Origin of the sequence: Rathayibacter sp. AY1A2, assembly GCF_002930935.1 — a bacterium.
Classification (GTDB): Bacteria; Actinomycetota; Actinomycetes; order Actinomycetales; family Microbacteriaceae; genus Rathayibacter.
On record NZ_PSTP01000002.1, the window covers coordinates 215514 to 234721 of the forward strand.

Here is a 19208-nt window from a genome sequence, read left to right on the forward strand (position 1 = left end):
TGAGTCCCCCTGACCGCGGTTAGTCAGGAGGTCGGTTCCGGCAGGAGGCCTGCCTGCTGCTGGAAGGTGAGGTCGTCCTCGAGGTGCCAGCCCTCGACGATCCGCCCGCTCGCGCCGACGTGCTGGATGTCGATCGCGCCGAACTCGATCGGCTGGCCCTCGCCCTGGACTCCGCCGGAGACGCCGGTGAAGTGGCCCGTGAAGGTCAGGCGTGCGGTGAAGGTGTCACCCGTGACGTACAGGTCCTCGAGCGAGCACGCGAGGTCGGGGACGGCCGCGCGGAACTGCTCCGAGGCGGCGATCGGCCCCTCGGGCCCCTGGGGTCGCCCCTCGGGGAGGGTGCGGTCGAGGAAGGAGTCGTCGACGGCGAGCTCGAGCCAGGACGCGTCGCCCGTGTTCCAGAAGGCGTAGAGCTGCTGCGCGCGGAGGACGACGGGTCGGCTCTCGTCGACGCTCGAGCCGCCCAGATGCACCGTGCCGGGCTGCGCGAGGCCGTCGTCGTCACTCACCGCCGCGGCCGGGTTCCCGTCGGGGCCGTGCCGGCGCATCCGGTGATGGCGAGGAGCGCGGCGAGACCGACGGCGAGCAGGGGTGCGCGTTGATTCACGAGAGCCGCCCGCCGCCGTCGACGTGCAGCGTGGTCCCGGTCACGAAGGTGTTGTCCATGGCGAAGCGGACGGCCGAGACGATGTCGTCGACCGAGCCGATCCGGCGAACGGGGATCCCGGCCGCGGTCTCAGCGAACATCGCTGACTTCTCCTGCTCGCCCAGTGCGTCCCAGGCGCCGGAGTCGATGATCCCCGGCGAGATCGCGACCGCGCGGACCGGAGCGAGCTCAACCGCGAGCGCCTCGACGAGGAAGGACACAGCTCCGTTGGTCGTCGCCATCACCACGAGCCCCGCCGACGGCTTCCACGCCGCGACACCGGAGAAGAAGAGGAAGCCGCCGCCCGGTCGGATCGAGGAGGCGAGGTGCTTGGCGAGCAGGATCGGCCCGATGACCTTCGCGTCGAACGCCGTCAGGACGGCGTCGCGCTCCAGCTCGCGGACCGGGCCGTTCGCGTGCGCCGCCGCGAACGACACGACGAAGTCGAGCGGCCCGAGGTGCGCGGCCGCGGCGATGCTCGCCTCGTCGGCGAGGTCGATCCGAAGGGACCGGAACCGGTCTCCGAACTCCGTCGCGTCATCACTGCCGGGGTCGCGGCCCATCGCGTCCGCGGGCCCGAAGGCGTTGTCGCGGTACCAGGCGCCGGGGGCGAAGCACTCGTAGTCGCGGAGGTCGTCGGACCCGGTCAGCCCGAGCGAGACGGCGGTGGAGAAGCCGAGGTCACCGCCGGCCGCCAGCACCTCGACGTCGCGGTGCACGGAGAAGCCGTCGCCCGCGACGCGCCAGACGTCGGTGACGGCGAAGGCCGACCCGGAGCGGACGGTGATCGTCCCGCTCGCGGTGATCGCCCCCTCCGACAGCGAGACGTCATCGTAGGGCGCGCCGGAGTACTCGCTGATCGCGGCGACGGTCTTGACCGTGACGCGCAGCGGCCGGTCGTTCGCATAGAGGACGCGCTCGCCCGCGAGCACCTCGAGGCCGCCCGCCTCGACGCGGAGGGTGTAGTCGCCGGAGCGCAGTTCCACGGTGGTCCCTTCCCGGAGGGTCATCTCAGCTCTTCTCGTCGTGCGCGCGGGGGCCGGCCGATGGGGCGGCCCCCGCCCGCTCGTCCTCGAGCCGCTGCGCCCCGGGATCGAAGCGCCGCGAGCCCGACCGGAACAGCAGCGCCACGCCGCCCTCGACCAGCCCCGCGAGCAGCAGCAGGATCGCGAACGGGATCAGCGAGATCTCGGCCCACGCGCCCATCACCGGCATCACCAGTCCGGCCGCTGTGAAGCTGACCGTGCCGAGGATCGCCGTGACGCTGCCCGCCTCGCTCGACGGGCCCTGCAGCGAGAGGTACTGCACCGGGGCGAAGCCGAGCGAGCGGCCGGCCAGCGCGAACGTCAGCGCGCCGACGACGACGAGCAGCGGCTGCGTGCCGGTGAGCGCGAGCACCGCGACCACGACGGCGCCGAGCGCCGTGACGATCGCCGAGGCGGACATCGCGAACCGGGGTCCGAACCGCGGCACGATCACCCGTCCCGTCGTCTGCCCGACCGCGATCGTCACGAGCGAGGTGACCAGGAACAGCAGCCCGTACAGGTCGGGCCCGACCGCGTAGACGTTCGTGTAGAGGAAGGGAGCGGTCGCGAGATACGCGAAGCCGACCGACCAGCCCGCGGCCGAGGCGGCGGCGAGCGCCAGCACGCGCGGCCGGCGGAGCATCCCGAAGGAGTTGCGCAGCGACGGGCCGAGCCCGCCCTGGTGCCGCCGCTCGCGGGGCAGCGTCTCGGGCAGCACCAGGAGCGCGATCACGGTCGCGAGCGCTCCCCAGGCGGCGACCGCGAGGAAGGAGCCGCGCCAGTCGATCACCTTGGTCAGCTGCGCGCCGACGGAGGGCACCAGGATCGGGAAGACCGAGACGATCACGGCGAGGTTCGCGAGCATCGTGACGAGCCGCTTGCCGCTGTAGAGGTCGCGGACGATGGCGGTGACGACGACGCCCGCAGCGGTGCAGGCGGCGCCCTGGACGAAGCGGGCCGAGAGCAGCACGGCGGTGTCGGAGGTCATCGCCGCGACGAGGCTCGCCGCGATGTGCAGCGCCGCCGAGACGCCGAGCGGCCACTTGCGGCCGACCGCGTCGCTGAGCGGTCCTGAGATGAGCTGGCCGGCCGCGAAGCCGAAGGTGGCGCCGGTGACGACCAGCTGGGCGGTCGCCACCGAGACGCCGAGATCGTCCTGCAGCGTCGGCAGGAACGGCAGCACCAGGTCGATGGTGAGCGGCCCGAAGCCGACGAGCATCGCGAAGATCGGCAGCAGGAGGCGGCCGCGGGGCATCGCTTGGACGGCGGGGGAGGCGGTGGAGGCGGTCATGAGCGCGGAGCGCAGGTCACGGAGGGGATCCTGTCCATCAGCTCCCGGCCGAGACCGGGAAGTAGAGCGAGAAGGGTTCGTCGACGACCTCGTGCAGAGGCCGGAAGCGGACGGCGGCGGGCTGGCCGACGGCGCGGTAGCCGCGCAGCCACTGGGTCCACTGCCGCTCGTTGTCGGGGGCGAGCAGGGCGGGGGCGTCCTCGAGGCGCCCCCGCAGCGCGATCTCGCGGTCGACGATGCCTGCCAGCACGATCGGGCCCTCGACGAAGGCGACCGTGCCCGGCTCGTCCGGGATCGGCACGGCGCGGATCTCGGTGCCGAAGGCGAGGTCGACGCTCGTGCGGCCGCCGGGGTGCTCGATCAGGAGCGCGCCGTCGCCCGCCCGGACGCGCTCGGCGTCGCCCGCGACCCCCGGCTCGCCGACGGTCCACTCCGGCACCCGCAGCCGCACGTGCAGCGCGACCCCCTCCTCCGAGACGATCTCGACCCGGATCCGCGAGGCGGTGGGGCGGTGCACGTCGCCCGCGTCACCCGCGTTGGCGTCCGGGCCGACGTAGCCGGCGGTGTCGAGCACCTCGACCCGCACCGCCGCGTCGCCGGCGGCGGACGGCAGGCGCAGGCTCGCGTCGACGTGCTGCGCGATCGTCAGCTCGGCGTCGCCGCCGCGGTAGAAGACGAGCCCGGAGTGGCGCGTGTGCGCCTGCACCAGCGTGCCGTGGCAGCACCAGAAGTCCTCGGTCGGGCTGCCCCAGTCCTTGCGGGCGCCGCCCTCGAGCGGCAGGAAGTAGGCGACCATCCCGGTCCGCGGGTTCTGCTGGGCGAGGAGGCCGTTCCAGAGGTTCCGCTCGATGTAGTCGGCGTAGGCGAGGTCGCCGGTCCAGCGCAGCAGCACGTCGGCCAGCCGGATCATGTTGTAGACGACGCAGTGCTCCTGCGTCTTCTCGCCGCGGCGAGCGGCGAACGCGAAGGGCGGCGTCCAGATCTCGCCGGAGGTCTGACCGCCCGTGCAGAAGGTGCCGCGGAGGGTGACCGCCTGCTCCCAGTAGGCCTCGACGATCCTCCGCCAGCGCTCGTCGCCGGTGACCTCGTAGGCGCGGGCGGCACCGAGCACCTCGGGGATCGTGGTGTTGGCGTGCATGTTGGTCAGCACGTCGCGGCCCTCGAGCAGGCCCTCGAAGAGGGAGCGGCGGTCGTAGCGGCCGAGCAGCTCGGTGTAGACGGGGTCGCCGGTGATCGCGAGGAGGTCGGCCCAGACCTCGAGCATGCCGCCGGTCTCGACCTCGAGGATCTCCTGGAACGCGGCGTCGTCGAATCCGCGGACCCACTCCAGCAGCGGGACCGTGGCGGCCCGCGCCATCCGCAGCGCCCGCTCGTCGCCGAGGTCGAGGTGCAGGTCGACGAGGCCCATCAGCAGCTTGTGCATCGCGTACTGCGGCGCCCAGATGGGGCGGCCGGTCGCGAGGCGGTCGAGGTAGCCGCGCGGGATCGCCCAGATCCAGCCGCCGCCGTTCTCCTCCTGGCAGCGCTCGAGTCCGTCGAGCACGGAGTCGATCCGGACGCGCAGCAGCGGGTCGCCGGTGACCGCGACCTCGCGGGCCGCGGCGGAGAGCCAGTGGCCGAGGAAGTGCCCGCGCAGCTGGGAGCCCGGCGTCTCCCAGCCCCAGTGCCGGTCGAGGCCGCGGGCCTCGCGCGAGTCCTGCGAGGGGTGCAGGTGCCAGCCCTGGTCGCCGATCCCGGCCTCGATCAGGAAGTTCTGCAGCAGCCCCTCGTCGGTGAGCGAGAGGAGGTAGTCGCGGTTGAGCCGCCGTCGCGCGTCGAGCACCCCGCGCTCCAGGCGGGTCTCGTGCGGGGCCGGGTGGGTCAGCGGCATGGGTGCTCCTCGTCGAGGCCGTGGGTGGTGGGGGTGAGCGGTGCGAGCGGTGGTCGATCGGCGCGGGTCGATCCGCGCGGTGGTCCATCCGACCGAGGGTCGAGATCGATCTCTCGCTGTACTCAGACCAGGATCGACGATAGGAATGGGGACATGCAATCCCCGAGAGTGATCCATCTCGTCGCCGATGACGTGTCCGCCCTCCTCACTCAGTCGGGAGGCGACCTGCCCGTGCTGCTGCACTGGGGTCCGCGACTCGACGCGAGCGACGACGATCTCGCAGCTTTCGCAAGAACTCCCGTGCGGACGGGGATCGAGGGCTCCTCCGACGTCCCCTACGAGCCCGGGATCCTGCCCGAGCACACCTTCGGCTGGGCCGGCCTGCCGGGTCTCCGGGTGCACCGGGAGGGCGCCGGCTGGTCGCCGAGGCTGACCGTGGACACCGTCTCGGTGGACGGGGAGGCCCTCGCGGAGGGCGCGGTCGCGCAGGCCGGCAGCGCCGCCGTGACCGTCGAGGCGCACGACGCGCAGGCCCGGATCGGGGTCGTCCTAGAGATCGTTCTCTCCCCTGCCGGACTGCTCAGGACCCGCGTCTCTGTCCGCAACGACGGCGCCGGGCACCTCGAGGTGATCGGCGTCGACCCCGCCCTCCGGATCCCGACCGAGGCCCGCGAGATCCTGGACTTCTCCGGCCGCTGGGGCACCGAGAAGATCCCCCAGCGCCACCCCGTCGTCACCGGCACCCACTCCCGCTCCTCGCGGCGCGGCCGCACCGGCCTGGACGCGACGACGGTCGTCGCGGTCGGCACCCCCGGCTTCGACTCCGCCGACGGGCGGGTCTGGCTCTGCCACGTCGGCATCGGCGGCAACCACGAGCACGCGGTGGAGCGCGGCGACGGCTGGCTCGCCTTCCGGGGCGGCGAGCTGCTCCTGCCCGGCGAGGTGCGCCTCGCGAGCGGCGAGAGCTACTCCTCCCCCTGGATCTCCGGCAGCTTCGGCCACGGCCTCGACGCCGCGGCCGCGCGCTTCCACGCCCACCTCCGCGGGGTCTCCCGCTCCTCGCGCCGGCCGCGCCCGGTGACGCTCAACGTCTGGGAGGCGGTCTACTTCGACCAGGACCTCGCCGTCCTCGCCGAGCTGGCCGACCGCGCCGCCGCCCTCGGGGTCGAGCGCTACGTGCTCGACGACGGCTGGTTCCTCGGCCGCAGCGACGACCGCGCCGGCCTCGGCGACTGGACACCCGACCCCGTCGCCTGGCCCGACGGCCTCCTCCCCCTCGCCGAGCACGTCCGCGGCCTGGGCATGGAGTTCGGCCTCTGGGTCGAGCCCGAGATGATCAACGAGGACTCCGACCTCGCCCGCGCGCACCCCGACTGGATCCTGCGGGCCCGCGAGGAGCTGCCGCCGCGGTTCCGCTTCCAGCAGGTGCTCGACCTGACGAACCCCGACGCGTTCGCGCACATCCTCGGCGTGCTCGACGGCCTGGTCGCCGACCTCGGCGTCGCGTACCTCAAGTGGGACCACAACCGCGACCTGATCGACGCGGGCCACCCCGCCACCGGGACGGCCGCGGTGCACGAGCAGACGCTCGCGCTGTACCGGCTGATCGACGAGCTGCGCGCCCGGCACCCGGAGCTCGAGATCGAGAGCTGTGCCTCCGGCGGCGGCCGGGTCGACCTGGGGATCCTCGAGCGCACCGACCGCGTGCACACCTCCGACAACCAGGACCCGCTGGACCGCTCGCGGATGCTGCGCTGGACCGGGCTGCTCGTGCCGCCGGAGATGCTCGGCTCGCACGTCGCCTCGCCGGTCAACTCCGTCACCGGTCGCACCAGCGACCTGCACACCCGCTGCGCGATCGCCTTCCTCGGCCACTTCGGGATCGAGTGGGACCTCCGCGAGCTGGACGCGGAGGAGGAGCCCGTGCTGGCGGGCTGGATCGCGGCGTACCGCGAGCACCGCGGCCTGATCGCGACCGGCCGGGTCGTCGGGGGCGACGACTCCGACCCCGACGCGCCGTCGCTGCGCGGCGTCGTCGCGCCGGACGGCTCGGAGGCGCTGTACACGCTGGTCACGCCCGCGCTGACCGCGGACTCGCGCCGCCGCGTCCGCCTCCCGGGCCTGGATCCGCGGGCGCGCTACCGGATCGAGACCGCGCGCCCCGGCTCGCTCGGCCCGCCCTGGCAGAGCCCGCACTGGCTGGAGTCGACGGTGCCGCTGGACTCCGACGCCCCGGCCCCCGCCTACTCGGGGAGCCTGCTGGGCGAGGCGGGCCTGGACCTGCCGACCTTCCACGCCGACCGCGCGATCGTCCTGCGGCTCGTCCGCGAGACCGCGTGAGCACCGCCGCCGCCGACCCGTCCGCCACCACCCTGGAGCACCCCGTGAACAGCACCGTCACCGTCGACCTCGACCGCCCCGGCGCCACCATCAGCCGCCACCTCTACGGCCACTTCGCCGAGCACCTCGGCCGGTGCATCTACGACGGCTTCTGGGTCGGCGAGGACTCGCCCGTCCCGAACGAGGGCGGGATCCGCCTGGACGTCGTCGAGGCCCTCCGCGCCCTCGACATCCCCAACCTCCGCTGGCCCGGCGGCTGCTTCGCCGACCGCTACCACTGGACCAATGGCATCGGCCCGCGCGAGGAGCGCCCCGGCCTGATCAACACGCAGTGGGGCGGAGTCGCGGAGGACAACTCCTTCGGCACCCACGAGTTCATGGCGCTCTGCGAGCTGCTCGGCGCCGACGCCTACATCTCGGGCAACATCGGATCCGGCACCGTGCAGGAGATGGCGGACTGGGCCGAGTACCTCACCGGCGCGGGCAAGTCGCCGATGGCCGATCTGCGCCGCTCCCACGGCCGGGAGGAGCCGTGGACCGTCCGCTTCTGGGGGCTCGGCAACGAGACCTGGGGCTGCGGCGGCAACATGCGCGCCGGCGCCTACGCCGACCTGGCGCGGCAGTTCGGGACCTTCGTGCAGAGCGGCAACGACACTCCGCTCTACCGCGTGGCCGCCGGAGCCGACGGCGCCGACACCCACTGGACGCAGACGCTGATGGAGGTGATCCCCGAGATCGAGGGCACCCCTTCTCCTCCGTGCCGTGGGAGTCGGTCTCGGTGCACTACTACACGATCGGCGGCAGCTGGCACGCGAAGGGCAGCGCGACCGACTTCGACGCCGACACCTACTGGAGCACGATCGTGGCCGCGCAGGGGATCGAGGAGCTGCTCCGCTCGCACGCCGCGGTGATGGACGTCCACGACCCCGAGAAGAAGTACGGGATGGTGCTCGACGAGTGGGGCACCTGGTGGGACGTGGAGCCGGGGACCCACCCGGGCTTCCTCTTCCAGCAGAACACGATCCGCGACGCGATGGTCGCGGCCTGGCACTTCGACGTCTTCCACGGCTTCGCCGACCGCCTGACGATGGCGAACATCGCGCAGACGGTGAACGTGCTGCAGGCGATGCTGCTGACGGACCCGGACGGCGGCGAGATGGTCCGCACGCCGACCTACCACGTGTTCGAGATGAACAAGGGGCACCACGACGCGACGGTGCTGCCGACCACGGTCGCCGGCCCGACGCACGCGGTCGACGGCCGCGAGATCCCCGTCGCCTCCGCCTCCGCCTCCACGAAGGACGGCCGCGTCCTGGTCTCGCTGACGAACGTCGACCTGGAGGAGCCGCTCGAGGTCTCCCTCGACTTCCGCGGTGGGACCGTGACCGGCGCGACCGGCCGCCTCCTCACCGCCGACCGCCCCGACGCGCACAACCGGCCCGGCGCCGCCGACGAGGTGAGCCCCGTCGCCCTCGAGGGCATCGAGACCACGGCGACAGGCCTGCGCGTCACGCTGCCCCCGCACTCCTTCGCGACCGTGACGCTGGAGCTGTCGTGATCGCCGCGCGCACGGAGGCCGCCCGCCGCCCGCCGATGGGCTGGAACAGCTGGGACTGCTTCGGCGCCTCGGTGACGGAGGAGGAGGTGCTCGCGAACGCCGAGTACCTCGCCGAGCACCTCCTGCCGCACGGCTGGGACACGGTCGTCGTCGACATCCAGTGGTACGAGCCCGATCCCGGCACGAGCGACTACCAGGAGGTGTCGGAGCCGGTGCTCGACGACTGGGGACGCCCGCAGCCCGCCGTCGGCCGCTTCCCCTCCGCGGCGACGGGCGGATTCACGGCGCTGGCCGCGCGCGTTCACGCCCTCGGCCTCCGCTTCGGCGTGCACCTGATGCGCGGCGTCCCCCGCCGAGCGGCCGAGCTCGGCCTGCCGGTGCTCGGGGCGGAGGCGACCTGCGCCGACATCGCCGACCGCGGGAACGTCTGCCCGTGGAACCCGGACAACTACGGCGTCGACATGAGCGCGCCCGGCGCGCAGCAGTACTACGACTCCGTGATGGCGCAGCTGGCCTCGTGGGGCGTCGACTTCGTGAAGCTCGACGACGTGCTCTACCCGCCGATCCAGGCGGAGGAGATCGCCGCACTCTCCCGCGCGATCGACGCGACCGGCCGTCCGATGGTGCTGAGCCTCTCGCCCGGCAAGCAGCTCTCGCTCGAGAATCTCGAGCTGCTGCGGTCGACCGCGCAGATGTGGCGGATCTCGGACGACTTCTGGGACGACTGGGCGCACCTGCACGAGCAGTTCCAGCGGGCCGCGCGCTGGGCGCCGCACCAGCGCCCCGGCGCGTGGGCCGACGCCGACATGCTGCCGCTGGGGCGGATCGGCGTGCGCGCGCACGTGGGCGAGGACCGGCGCTCGCGGTTCACGCCCGCGGAGCAGCGGACGCTCGTGACGCTGTGGTGCCTGCTCCGCTCGCCGCTGATGATGGGCGGGCACCTCCCGGACACGCCCGCCGACACTCTCGCGCTGCTGACGAACGGCGACGTCCTCGCGCTCCTCGGCAGCGACGGCAGCCGCGAGATCGTCCGCGACGGCGACCTGGTGGTGTGGTCGGCGTGGCGCGGCGACGAGCAGTGGCGCGGAGTGTTCTGGCTGGGCTCGTCGGCGCGGTCCTACTCCGCGCACCTGACCGAACTGGGCTGCTCCGGCGCAGCCTCGGCCGTCGACGTGTGGAGCGGCGCCGAGCTGCCGATCGTCGGCGGCGCCGTCGAGCTCGAGCTCGAGCCGCACGGCTGCCGCCTGCTGCGCCTGGCCTGACGCGCGGCCGCCCGCCCCGGCTCGCCTCGGCGAGAAGCCAGGAGTCGTCGCACTCGAGACCGACCGCGACAACTCCTGCGCACTCGCGGAACCGCGGTCGGGATAAGCCCGGCGAGAAGCCAGTAGTCGCGAGCGGCCTCGGGACGCCGGACCCTCGTCGCTCCTGCGCCGAGCACCCCGAGACTCCATTAGTTGTCGCACTCGACGCCCACTGCGACAACTCCTGCGCACTCGCGAGCGGAGGCGGCGGCGGATGCGAAGAGACGCAGGAAGCCGCCGCACTCGAGCTCGAGTGCGACGGCCTCCGGACCGTCAGGAGCGGGCGACCGCGGGTCAGGACTCCGTGTCGACGAGCGAGTCGAGGTGCGCGAGGTCCTCGGACGAGATCTCGAAGTCGACGTCGGCGTTCTCGACGATGCGCGAGGGCGTCGTCGACTTCGGCAGCGGCAGCACGTCCTTCTCGAGCAGGTAGCGGATGCAGAGCTGCGCCACCGACTTGTCGTACTTCGCGGCGATCTCGCCGATGTCGGAGTTGTCGAGCAGGCCGCCCGTCGCGAGCGGCGAGTACCCCTCGACGAGGATGCCGTGCTCCTTGCAGTACGCGGTCGTCTCGTCCTGGGTGTTGCCGACGAACCAGCGGATCTGGTTGGCGTGCGGCACCACGTCGGTCGCCGCGATCAGCGACTCCAGATCGGCGACCTGGAAGTTCGAGACGCCGATGGCGCGCGAGCGACCGGCCTCGAGGATCTCCTCCATCGCCTTCCACGCCGCGATGTTGCCCTCGCGGTGGTCGGAGCCCATGTCCTGCCAGGGCCACGGGGCGTGGATGAGGTACAGGTCGACGTGGTCGAGCTCGAGCGCCGCCATGGTGGTCTCGAAGCTCGCCTTCGCGCCCTCGTAGTCCTTCACCTCGGCCGGGAGCTTGGTGGTGATGAACACCTCGTCGCGCGGGACGCCGCTGTCGCGCAGGGCCCGGGCGACGCTCGCCTCGTTGCCGTAGGCGCGGGCGGTGTCGATGTGGCGGTAGCCGGCCTCGAGCGCGGCGGTCGTCGCGTCGTAGGCCTCGGGGCCGTCGGGGATCTGCCAGGTGCCGAACCCGATCTTCGGGATGGCGACTCCGTTGGACAGCGTGAACGTGTCGGTCAGGGCGGGCATGACTCTCCTCTGCATCGGTCTTCTCCGCGGGCCGCCACCGGCGGCGCCGCTCCTTCCACGCTAGGCCGGGCCCCCGGCTCGCGCGGGCCCCTTGCGCTTGGCGCCTCCGGTGCTACGCGGCCGTCGCGCTCCCCGCCGCCGACCCCGCAGAAGACGCAGGTCTCGCGCGCGAGTACCGCGACTTCCGCGGGGTCGCGAGCCGGCACCGCCGGCCCGCCCCCGCGAGCGGCCGGCGCCTCCCCCCTGAGGCGCCGACCGCTCAGCCTCGCGCCACCGACCAGGGGGTCCGCAGCGCCCGCTCGGCGAGCAGCCGCCGCTCCCCCGTGATCGACACCTCCGCCGTCACCGCCGCGTCCGCCGCCGAGGCGCCGGCCGTCAGCCGCAGCGGCCCCGGGTCCACGGCGAGCCGGCCGTCCTCCCCCGTCACCGCGAGCCGGGCCGCGTCGACGTGGAAGTGCACCGTCAGCGTCTCGCCCGCCGCGATCGGCACGCGCGCGAAGCCGATCAGCTGCGCGACCGGCCGCACCACCGCAGACGTCGGGTAGCCCGCGTAGAGCTGCACCACCTCGACCGTGTCGGCGCCGTCGTTCCGGAGCGATACCGCCACGTCGAGCGATCCGCCGACCGGCAGCTCCGCCGCCGTCGCCAGCTCCGTGTACGTCACCGCGCCGCGGGTCAGCCCGTAGCCGAACGGGTAGAGCGGAGTCGCGTCCAGCGCCGTGATCCCGGGGTTCGAGAGCCCGAGCGACGGCTGCAGGTACGTGGTCGAGGCGGACGGGAGCCGCGGGATCTGCACGGGCAGCCGCCCGGTCGGAGCCACGCGGCCCGAGAGCACGCCGGCGACCGCGGCCGCCCCGTCCGCTCCCGGGAAGAACGCCTGCACGAGTCCGCGCGCCGCTCCGAACGCCCCGAGCGCGTAGGGCCGGCCCGAGAGGACGACCACCACGGTGGGCACGCCGGTCTCGAGCACGGCCGTCACCAGCGGCTCCTGCGCTCCGGGGAGGCGGAGGTCGGCCGCGTCGCAGCCCTCGCCCGAGGTGCCGTCGCCGAAGAGCCCCGCGATGTCGCCGACCACGACGACCGCCGCGTCGGAGCCGCGGACGAGGTCCACCGCCTCCTTCACGCCGTCGGTCGACGCGGAGGTGATCGAGCCGCCCGCCGCGAAGCGCACGCGCGACGCTCCGAACTCCTCCTGCAGCGCCGTCAGCACCGTCGGGATCGACAGCCCGAGGTCGTGGCCGGGGTGCTTGGAGAGCACGTGGTTGGGGAACGCGTAGCAGCCGACCAGGCTGCGGAACTGGTCCGCGGCCGGTCCCACGACGGCGAGCGAGCCGGAGGACAGCAGCCCCGAGACGTCCTCGTCGCGCAGCAGCACGACCGACTCCTCCGCGATCCGCGACGAGATCGCGCGGTTGCGGGCGCTGTCGAGGTCGACGTCCTCGGCCCCCTCGGGCACCGGCGGGCCGCCGTCGAGCAGGCCCGCCTCGAACTTGTGGCGCAGGTGCCTGGCGACCGAGCGGTCGAGGTCGGCCTCGTCGACGACGCCCTCGCGGATCAGGCGCGGCAGCTCGCCGTACGCCGCCGTCTGCGGCAGCTCGACGTCGACCCCCGCGTGCAGCGCCAGGCGCCCCGCGTCGGCCGCGTCGACCGCGACGTGGTGCATGGCCTGGAGGAACGGCACCGCCCAGTAGTCGGCGACGACCGTGCCCTCGAAGCCCCAGCGGTCGCGGAGCAGCGTCGTCAGCAGGTGCCGGCTGGCGCTGCTGGGCACCCCGTCGATGTCGGTGTACGAGGTCATTACGCTGCGGGCACCGCCGTGCCGCAGGGCGGCCTCGAACGGAGGCAGCACCGTGTCGGCGAGCTCGCGCGGCCCCATGCTCACGGGTCCGTGGTTGCGGGCGCCGCGGGAGGCCGCGTACCCGGCGAAGTGCTTCAGCGTCGCGACGACGCCGGTCCCCTCCAGCCCCGCCACGTAGGCGGCACCGAGCTGCGAGACCAGGTACGGGTCCTCGCCGAGGGTCTCCTCGACGCGGCCCCAGCGGTAGTCCTTCACGACGTCGACGACCGGGGCGAGGCCCTGGTGGATGCCGAGGGCGCGCATGTCCGAGCCGATCGCCTCCGCCATCTCGCCCACGAGCTCCTCGTGGAAGGTGGCCGCCCAGGCGAGCGGAGTGGGGAACGCGGTCGCGCCGTACGCGGCCAGGCCGGTGAGGCACTCCTCGTGCGCGATGGCCGGAATGCCGAGGCGGCTGCCTGCGACCACGCGCTCCTGCAGCTCGCGGAGCCGGCGGACGCCCTCCGGGACGGTGACCGGCTCGGTGCCGAACACGCGGGTCAGCTGGCCGAGGCCACCGGTGAAGAGGTCGTCGCCCGCGGCGGGCCCGTCCTCGAGCTTCGGGGCGAAGTCGTCGGCGGAGTCGGTGAGCCAGACGGAGCCGAGCTGCGCCGCCTTCTCCTCGAGGGTGAGTTCCTGGGTCAGGAGGCGGGCGCGCTCGGCCGGAGGCAGAGCGCGATCCCGCCAGTCCCGCCCGGGAGGACGCGCGGCGTCCGTCCCGGGCAGTGCTAAGGAAGCGTCGTGCATCAGCCCTTGAACGCCCCGTCCATGATCCCGGACACCATCCGGCGGCCGACGAAGAAGAACGCGATCAGCAGCGGGAGGGTGGCCATGAACGATCCGCCCATCGCCAGGGCGACGTCGATCGAGCGGTTGGCCTGCAGCTGCTTCAGCGCGATCTGCACCGTGAACAGCTCCGGCGACTTGAGGACGATGAACGGCCACATGAAGTCATTCCAGACCGCGGTGAAGGTGATCAGTCCGAGGACGAACGCCGCGGGGCGGACCACCGGGAAGGCGATGCGCCAGAACAGCTGCCACGAGTTGGCGCCGTCGATGCGGGCCGCCTGGATCAGCTCGTCGCTGACCGTCGTGGACATGTGCTGCCGCATCCAGAAGATGCCGAAGGCGCTGGCCAGGCCCGGCACGATGATCGCCTGGAGGGTGTCGACCCAGTCGAGCGCCGAGACGATCAGGTACTGCGGGATGATGCTCAGCTGCGCCGGCACCGTCATGGTCAGCAGCACGATGAGGAACAGCACGTTGCGGCCGGGGAACTGCAGCTTCGCGAAGGCGAAGCCGGCCATCGCGCAGAGGATCGCCGAGATGACGGCGATGCTCAGCGACACGATGAGGCTGTTCAGCATCGAGGCGATGAACGGGACGGTGTCGAACACCTTCTCGGCGATCGCCATGAAGTTCGTGCCCGGGTACAGGCGCGGCGGGATCGACGTGACGGCGGTCGCTCCGACCGACGCGACGACGAACATGTAGTAGAGCGGGAAGATCGAGACGAGCACCGCGATCACGAGGAAGACGTAGGTCGGCCAGCCGACTCCGCCGCCCTTCCCGTGCCGCTTCGGCAGCTGTGCCTTCTGGACCGTGGGGGCCAGCGTCTGCGGGACGGCCTGGTCGATCACATCCGACATCAGACGGCCTCCTTCCGGGTGCGGGTGGAGAGGTAGAAGTTGAGGAGGGAGACGAGGACCACGATCACGAACAGCACGACGCCGATGGCGGATCCGTAGCCGAACTTGAACTGGCCGAAGCCCTGCTCGTAGAGGAAGAGCGCCAGCGTCTGGCACTGCCGGCCGGCGCCGCAGGTGAGGCCCGATTCGGGAGCCACCAGGAGCGCCTCCGTGAAGATCTGCAGACCGCCGATGGTCGACATGATCACGGTGAAGACGATGATCGGGCGCAGCGCCGGGATCGTCAGGTGGCGGAACTGCTGCCAGCTGGACGCGCCGTCGACGGAGGCCGCCTCGAACATCTCGCGGGGCAGCGACTGCAGGCCCGCCAGGTAGAGGAGCGTGTTGTAGCCGAACCAGCGCCAGAAGACCATCGTCGAGATGACGATCCAGGAGCCGTAGTTCGTGGCGAGGAAGTTGATCGACGGCAGTCCGAAGATGCCGAGGAACCAGTTGATCAGGCCGAAGTTCTTGTCGAAGATCTGCGCGAACACGATCGCGGTCGCCGCGACGGAGGTGATGTACGGCACCAGCAGCGCCATGCGGAAGAAGTTCGCCCAGCGGAGGCGGGCGTGGTTCAGCAGGTGCGCGAGGAAGAGGGCGAACAGCAGCTGGGGCACCGTCGAGATGATGAAGATGCCGAAGGTGTTGACCAGCGCGTTCCAGAACCGGGAGTCGGCGAAGAGCTGCTGGAAGTTCGCGATGCCGACGAAGGTCTGCTCGCCGATCGGGTTCCAGTCGAAGAGCGAGACGTAGAACGTGAACAGGAGCGGGAAGAGCCCGAAGACGATGAAGATGATGAAGAAGGGCGCGACGTACGCGTAGGGGGCGATCCGCTCCGAGAGGGAGTTGCGGATCCGCGCGGCCTTCTGGACCGGCGCGCTGGGCTGCTTGCGCTGCTTGCGGGGTGGTGCTGCTGTCACCGTTGACACGGGAGTACCTCCGTCGAGAAAGGGGGGAGGGGCCCGGCGCGCGAGGCGCCGGGCCGCTCGGGTGGGTGGGGCGATCAGCCGCCGATGGCCTGCTTGGCCGTGTCGAGTGCGGTCGACCACGCCTTGTCGGAGGTCACGTTGCCGGCCTCCAGCTCGACGAGGGTGTTGAGGAGCGCCCCGTTGATCGGGGTGGTGTCCGGTCCGTTGTAGAAGGACGGGAACTGCTCGACGGAGGTCGCCATGACCTCGCCGATCTTCGAGTCGCCGAAGAACGGGTCGGTGTACGACTGGACCTCGTCGCTGGCGACCGCCTCGGTGGCGGCGGGCAGCGTGCCCGAGGCCTTGAAGTGGTCGGTCTGGCCCTCGGCCGACATCATCGTCTTGATGTACTGCCAGGCGGCCTCGGGGTGCTCGGCGCGGGCGGGGATGGCGATGACGCTGCCGCCCCAGTTGCCGCCGATGCCGGGGACGCTGGTGACGCGCCAGTTGCCGGCGGTGTCGGGGGCGTCGGTCTTGATGCCGGCGAGGATCCACGAGGGGGCGATCGTCACGGCGAAGGCGCCGTTCGCGCGGCCCGGGGCCCAGCCCGAGGACCAGGCGGCGATGCCGGCGCTGATGCCGGCGTCCTTGGTGTCCACGGCGACCTGGAACGCGTCCTTCACCTGCGGGTTGGTGTCGTAGACCAGCTCGCCGTCGGGCGAGTAGTACTTCTCCGAGACCTGGTTGACGGTCGAGAAGAAGACGCTGGTCTCGATGTTGTCGACGAACGGCTTGCCGGTCGCCTCGGTGTACTTCTTGCCGGTCTCGATGAAGGACGGCCAGTCCTTCCAGAGCTCGGCGACCTGGTCGGGCTCGGTCGGCAGGCCGGCCTGCTCGAAGAGGTCGGCGCGGTAGGCGAAGCCCAGTCCGCCGACGTCGGTCGGGACACCCACGACGGAGCCGTCGTCGGCGGTCGCGGCGGAGGCGGCCCACGGGAGGTAGGTGGAGGCGACGTCGTCGCCGCCGAGGGTGCGCAGGTCGAGGAAGTTCGAGCTGTTGGCGACGAACTGGGGCAGGTCGTCGTTCTGGATCATGACCAGGTCGGGCACCTTGCCGCCGGCGAGGGCCGCGGTGAGGGCGGTGGCGGTCTCGGTCGTGCTGCCGACCTCGGAGAGCTTGATCTTCGCGTCGGGCATCTTCGCGAGGTACTCGTCGACGCTGTCCTTGGCGTTGATGCCGGTGAAGGACCAGAAGGTGGCTTCGGCGTTCGGGTCGTCCGAGGCGCCTCCTCCCCCTCCGGACGAGCACCCGGTCAGGGTGAGCGCGACTACTGCTGCTGCGGCGGCTACGGCCGTCAGGCTTCTTTTCACGACAATTCCTCTTCGTTGGGGATTCGCAGGGTTTCGGTGAGGGCGGGCCTCAGAGAACGATCTCTTGGCGGCCAACCTAACCCGCCCGCGAGCACGATGCAAGCGAGAACCGGTCTCCGCGAGATAACGATCTCCGCCTAGTATCAAAGGGAAGTTTCGCAAATCGAGCAGTTCCGGACGGCCGCCCGCCGCCCCGTGCGAGTCTTCACTCCGACGTTCTCCCCACCGTGCTCCGCGGGGAGGCGCGGAAGCCGGAACCTCCCCTCGCAGAAGGAAGCAGCATGACTCGACCCACGCTGGTGGACGTCGCCCAGGCCGCGGGCGTCTCGCGCGCCACCGCCGCCCGGGTGCTCGCAGGCGGCACCAATGTCGACGTCCGGATGACCGCCGCGGTCGAGCGCGCCGCGAAGTCCCTCGGCTACGAGGCGAACAGCGCCGCCCGGATGCTCCGCGGCGGGCGGGCCGGGGCCATCGCCCTGATCGTCGCCTTCAACGAGCTCGACAGCCTCACCGGGACGTTCTTCACCTCGGTGCTGAAGGGCGCCGCTAAGGGCCTGTACGCCGGCGAGGTGCAGCCCGTGCTGCTGCCCGCCGACCACGACGACAGCGACCGCATCCCCCGCTTCCTCCGCTCGCGGGCCGTCGACGGCGCGATCGTGATCCTCCAGCACGAGATCACCCACCTCGCCCAGGCGCTGGCCGACTCCCCCGTGCCGATCGCCTGGGTCGGCCGCCCGCGCGTCGCCCTGCCCGAGGACGCCATCGTCATCGACTCCGACAACTACGGAGGCGGCCGCCTCGCCGCCCGCGCGCTCGCCGACTCCGGCCGCCGGCGCCTGGGCATCATCGCCGGCCCGCACGACATGGAGCCCGCCCGCGACCGCATCCGAGGCTGGCGCGACGAGCTCACCGAGCTCGGCCTCGACTCCAGCCCGATCGTGCACGGCGCCTTCACCCTCGAGAGCGGTTCCGCCGCGATGGCCCGCCTCCTGCAGCGCCACCCCGACCTCGACGGCGTCTTCGCCTCCTCCGACCTGATGGCCAACGGCGCGATCCGCGTGCTCCAGGCGTCCGGCCGCCGCGTCCCCGCCGACGTCTCCGTCATCGGCTTCGACGACGTCGTCATCGCGACCACCTCGGATCCGACCCTCACGACCATCCGCCAGCCCCTGGAGGACATGGGCCGCGTCGCCGCCGAGACCGTCGTCGCCGTCGTGCAGGGCCGCCCGGTCGACCGGCAGCCGATCCTCGCGACGACCCTCGTGCAGCGCGAGTCCGCATGACCCCGCCTCCCCCGCACCGCCTGATCGTCAGCACCGACGCGGCGAACGAGGCCGACGACCAGTTCGCGATCGTCCAGGCGCTGCTGACCGAGACCCTCAACGTCCGCGGCCTGGTCGCGGCGCACTTCGGCCGGCCGGGGAGCATGCCGGAGTCGCGCGCCGAGATCGACCGCATCGTGGAGTTGGCGGGTTCGACGGTGACCGTCGTCGACGGCGCCGAGTCGGCCCTGCCCGCCGAGGCGTCGGACGGCGCCCGCCTGATCGTCGCGGAGGCGCTGCGCGACGCCGGCCGACTGTGGATCGCCGTGCTCGGGCCGCTGACCGACGTCGCCGCCGCCCTGCTGCTCGAGCCGTCGATCGCCTCCCGCGACGTCGTGGTCGTCTGGGTCGGCGGCCCGCCCTACGACGAGATCCCCGCCTACAGCCCCGAGTTCAACCTGATCAACGACGTCGACGCCGCGAACCTCGTGCTCCAGTCGGGCGTCGCCCTCTGGCAGATCCCGATGCCCGTGTACTCCGGAGTCGGAGTCGGCCACGCCGAGCTGCGGACCCGGCTGCGCGGCACGAGTCCCCTCGCCGACTACCTCAAGGACCAGCTGATCGCGTTCAACGACACCATCCCGTACGGTCCGCTCGACTTCCGATCGCTGGGTGACAGCCCGGCCATCGGTGCCGTGATGAACCCCGCCGGTGGACGCTGGCGGGAGCGCCGCGCGCCGCGGTTCTCCACGGACGGCGAACTCCTGCCCGACTCCGGGCCGCACACGATCCGGGTCTGCGAGGCGTTCGACACCCGCTGGCTGATCGAGGACCTGTTCGCGAAGCTCGTGGAGTTCGGGGAGCGAGCGGGCGGCGAGTAGAGGAGGGCCTCCCCGACCTGGTGGAGCTCGGCCTGATCACCGCTCGCCACACGGTCAGCTGGTGGAAGCTGCACCGTGACCGCAGGAAGATCCTCGCGGCGCTGGACGAGCTCGC

The 19208-nt window shown here is 72.2% G+C and carries 15 protein-coding genes; 6 read left to right on the forward strand and 9 right to left on the reverse strand.

All coding sequences use genetic code 11. The annotated features are described in order from the left end of the window. Positions 1–23: 23 nt before the first annotated feature. From C5B93_RS03445 to C5B93_RS03460, 4 genes are all read right to left on the reverse strand, one after another. Positions 24–509, reverse strand: coding sequence for an ester cyclase (locus C5B93_RS03445; protein WP_219814015.1), 486 nt, complete (start codon positions 507–509; stop codon positions 24–26). A gap of 94 nt (positions 510–603) precedes the next feature. Next, complete coding sequence (locus C5B93_RS17445) at positions 604–1656, reverse strand: SDR family oxidoreductase (RefSeq protein ID WP_219814016.1); 1053 nt, start codon at positions 1654–1656, stop codon at positions 604–606. A gap of 1 nt (position 1657) precedes the next feature. Then, a complete protein-coding gene (locus C5B93_RS03455) occupies positions 1658–2962 on the reverse strand; it encodes a multidrug effflux MFS transporter (protein ID WP_104291781.1) in 1305 nt (434 codons plus the stop codon). A gap of 37 nt (positions 2963–2999) precedes the next feature. After that, entirely contained in the window at positions 3000–4832 is a 1833-nt protein-coding gene (locus C5B93_RS03460) for a beta-L-arabinofuranosidase domain-containing protein (protein ID WP_181068314.1), read from the reverse strand. 153 nt (positions 4833–4985) lie between these two features. Here C5B93_RS03460 and C5B93_RS03465 point away from each other — a divergent pair, with 153 nt between their 5' ends. Genes C5B93_RS03465 through C5B93_RS03475 form a run of 4 tightly spaced genes read left to right on the forward strand, consistent with a single transcriptional unit; the run spans position 4986 to position 9992 of the window. Further along, positions 4986–7172, forward strand: a complete 2187-nt coding sequence (locus C5B93_RS03465; protein ID WP_104238442.1) for an alpha-galactosidase — start codon at positions 4986–4988, stop codon at positions 7170–7172. Continuing rightward, on the forward strand, positions 7169–8083 hold the full coding sequence (locus tag C5B93_RS17775) for a hypothetical protein (protein ID WP_308471243.1): 915 nt from the start codon (positions 7169–7171) through the stop codon (positions 8081–8083). The genes C5B93_RS03465 and C5B93_RS17775 overlap by 4 nt, the downstream gene beginning before the upstream one ends. Before the next feature lie 32 nt (positions 8084–8115). Beyond that, positions 8116–8730: an alpha-L-arabinofuranosidase C-terminal domain-containing protein gene (locus tag C5B93_RS17780; RefSeq protein ID WP_308471245.1), complete on the forward strand. Its 615-nt coding sequence runs from the start codon at positions 8116–8118 to the stop codon at positions 8728–8730. After that, positions 8727–9992: a glycoside hydrolase family 27 protein gene (locus C5B93_RS03475; RefSeq protein ID WP_258068120.1), complete on the forward strand. Its 1266-nt coding sequence runs from the start codon at positions 8727–8729 to the stop codon at positions 9990–9992. Before C5B93_RS17780 ends, C5B93_RS03475 begins: the two co-directional genes overlap by 4 nt. 333 nt (positions 9993–10325) lie before the next feature. Here C5B93_RS03475 and C5B93_RS03480 read toward each other — a convergent pair whose 3' ends face one another. The 5 genes from C5B93_RS03480 to C5B93_RS03500 form a co-directional block, all read right to left on the reverse strand. Beyond that, positions 10326–11147 carry an aldo/keto reductase gene (locus tag C5B93_RS03480; RefSeq protein ID WP_104226493.1) on the reverse strand — a complete coding sequence of 274 codons (822 nt, stop codon included), beginning with the start codon at positions 11145–11147 and terminating at the stop codon, positions 10326–10328. A gap of 259 nt (positions 11148–11406) precedes the next feature. Continuing rightward, the gene (locus C5B93_RS03485; protein ID WP_104291782.1) at positions 11407–13728 is read right to left on the reverse strand and encodes a glycoside hydrolase family 3 N-terminal domain-containing protein; all 2322 of its coding nucleotides are present in this window, start codon (positions 13726–13728) and stop codon (positions 11407–11409) included. Then, on the reverse strand, positions 13728–14630 hold the full coding sequence (locus C5B93_RS03490) for a carbohydrate ABC transporter permease (protein ID WP_104262300.1): 903 nt from the start codon (positions 14628–14630) through the stop codon (positions 13728–13730). The genes C5B93_RS03485 and C5B93_RS03490 overlap by 1 nt, the downstream gene beginning before the upstream one ends. Next, the gene (locus C5B93_RS03495) at positions 14630–15592 is read right to left on the reverse strand and encodes a carbohydrate ABC transporter permease (protein WP_104224677.1); all 963 of its coding nucleotides are present in this window, start codon (positions 15590–15592) and stop codon (positions 14630–14632) included. The genes C5B93_RS03490 and C5B93_RS03495 overlap by 1 nt, the downstream gene beginning before the upstream one ends. An 83-nt stretch (positions 15593–15675) precedes the next feature. After that, positions 15676–16950, reverse strand: a complete 1275-nt coding sequence (locus tag C5B93_RS03500; protein WP_104224676.1) for an extracellular solute-binding protein — start codon at positions 16948–16950, stop codon at positions 15676–15678. A gap of 281 nt (positions 16951–17231) precedes the next feature. Between C5B93_RS03500 and C5B93_RS03505 the strand changes: the two genes are divergently transcribed. Then, positions 17232–18233 carry a LacI family DNA-binding transcriptional regulator gene (locus C5B93_RS03505; protein ID WP_104224675.1) on the forward strand — a complete coding sequence of 334 codons (1002 nt, stop codon included), beginning with the start codon at positions 17232–17234 and terminating at the stop codon, positions 18231–18233. Beyond that, positions 18230–19093, forward strand: coding sequence for a nucleoside hydrolase (locus tag C5B93_RS03510; protein ID WP_104291783.1), 864 nt, complete (start codon positions 18230–18232; stop codon positions 19091–19093). The genes C5B93_RS03505 and C5B93_RS03510 overlap by 4 nt, the downstream gene beginning before the upstream one ends. The last annotated feature ends 115 nt before the right edge of the window (positions 19094–19208 follow it).

What these genes read in the sequence shown, in the direction of transcription:
- C5B93_RS03510 (WP_104291783.1), top strand. Translation starts at nt 18,230, where the DNA reads ATGACCCCGCCTCCCCCGCACCGCCTGATCGTCAGCACCGACGCGGCG.
- C5B93_RS03505 (WP_104224675.1), top strand. Translation starts at nt 17,232, where the DNA reads ATGACTCGACCCACGCTGGTGGACGTCGCCCAGGCCGCGGGCGTCTCG.
- C5B93_RS03490 (WP_104262300.1), bottom strand. Translation starts at nt 14,630, where the DNA reads ATGTCGGATGTGATCGACCAGGCCGTCCCGCAGACGCTGGCCCCCACG.
- C5B93_RS03480 (WP_104226493.1), bottom strand. Translation starts at nt 11,147, where the DNA reads ATGCCCGCCCTGACCGACACGTTCACGCTGTCCAACGGAGTCGCCATC.
- C5B93_RS17780 (WP_308471245.1), top strand. Translation starts at nt 8,116, where the DNA reads ATGGTGCTCGACGAGTGGGGCACCTGGTGGGACGTGGAGCCGGGGACC.
- C5B93_RS03455 (WP_104291781.1), bottom strand. Translation starts at nt 2,962, where the DNA reads ATGACCGCCTCCACCGCCTCCCCCGCCGTCCAAGCGATGCCCCGCGGC.
- C5B93_RS03465 (WP_104238442.1), top strand. Translation starts at nt 4,986, where the DNA reads ATGCAATCCCCGAGAGTGATCCATCTCGTCGCCGATGACGTGTCCGCC.
- C5B93_RS03485 (WP_104291782.1), bottom strand. Translation starts at nt 13,728, where the DNA reads ATGCACGACGCTTCCTTAGCACTGCCCGGGACGGACGCCGCGCGTCCT.
- C5B93_RS17445 (WP_219814016.1), bottom strand. Translation starts at nt 1,656, where the DNA reads ATGACCCTCCGGGAAGGGACCACCGTGGAACTGCGCTCCGGCGACTAC.
- C5B93_RS03460 (WP_181068314.1), bottom strand. Translation starts at nt 4,832, where the DNA reads ATGCCGCTGACCCACCCGGCCCCGCACGAGACCCGCCTGGAGCGCGGG.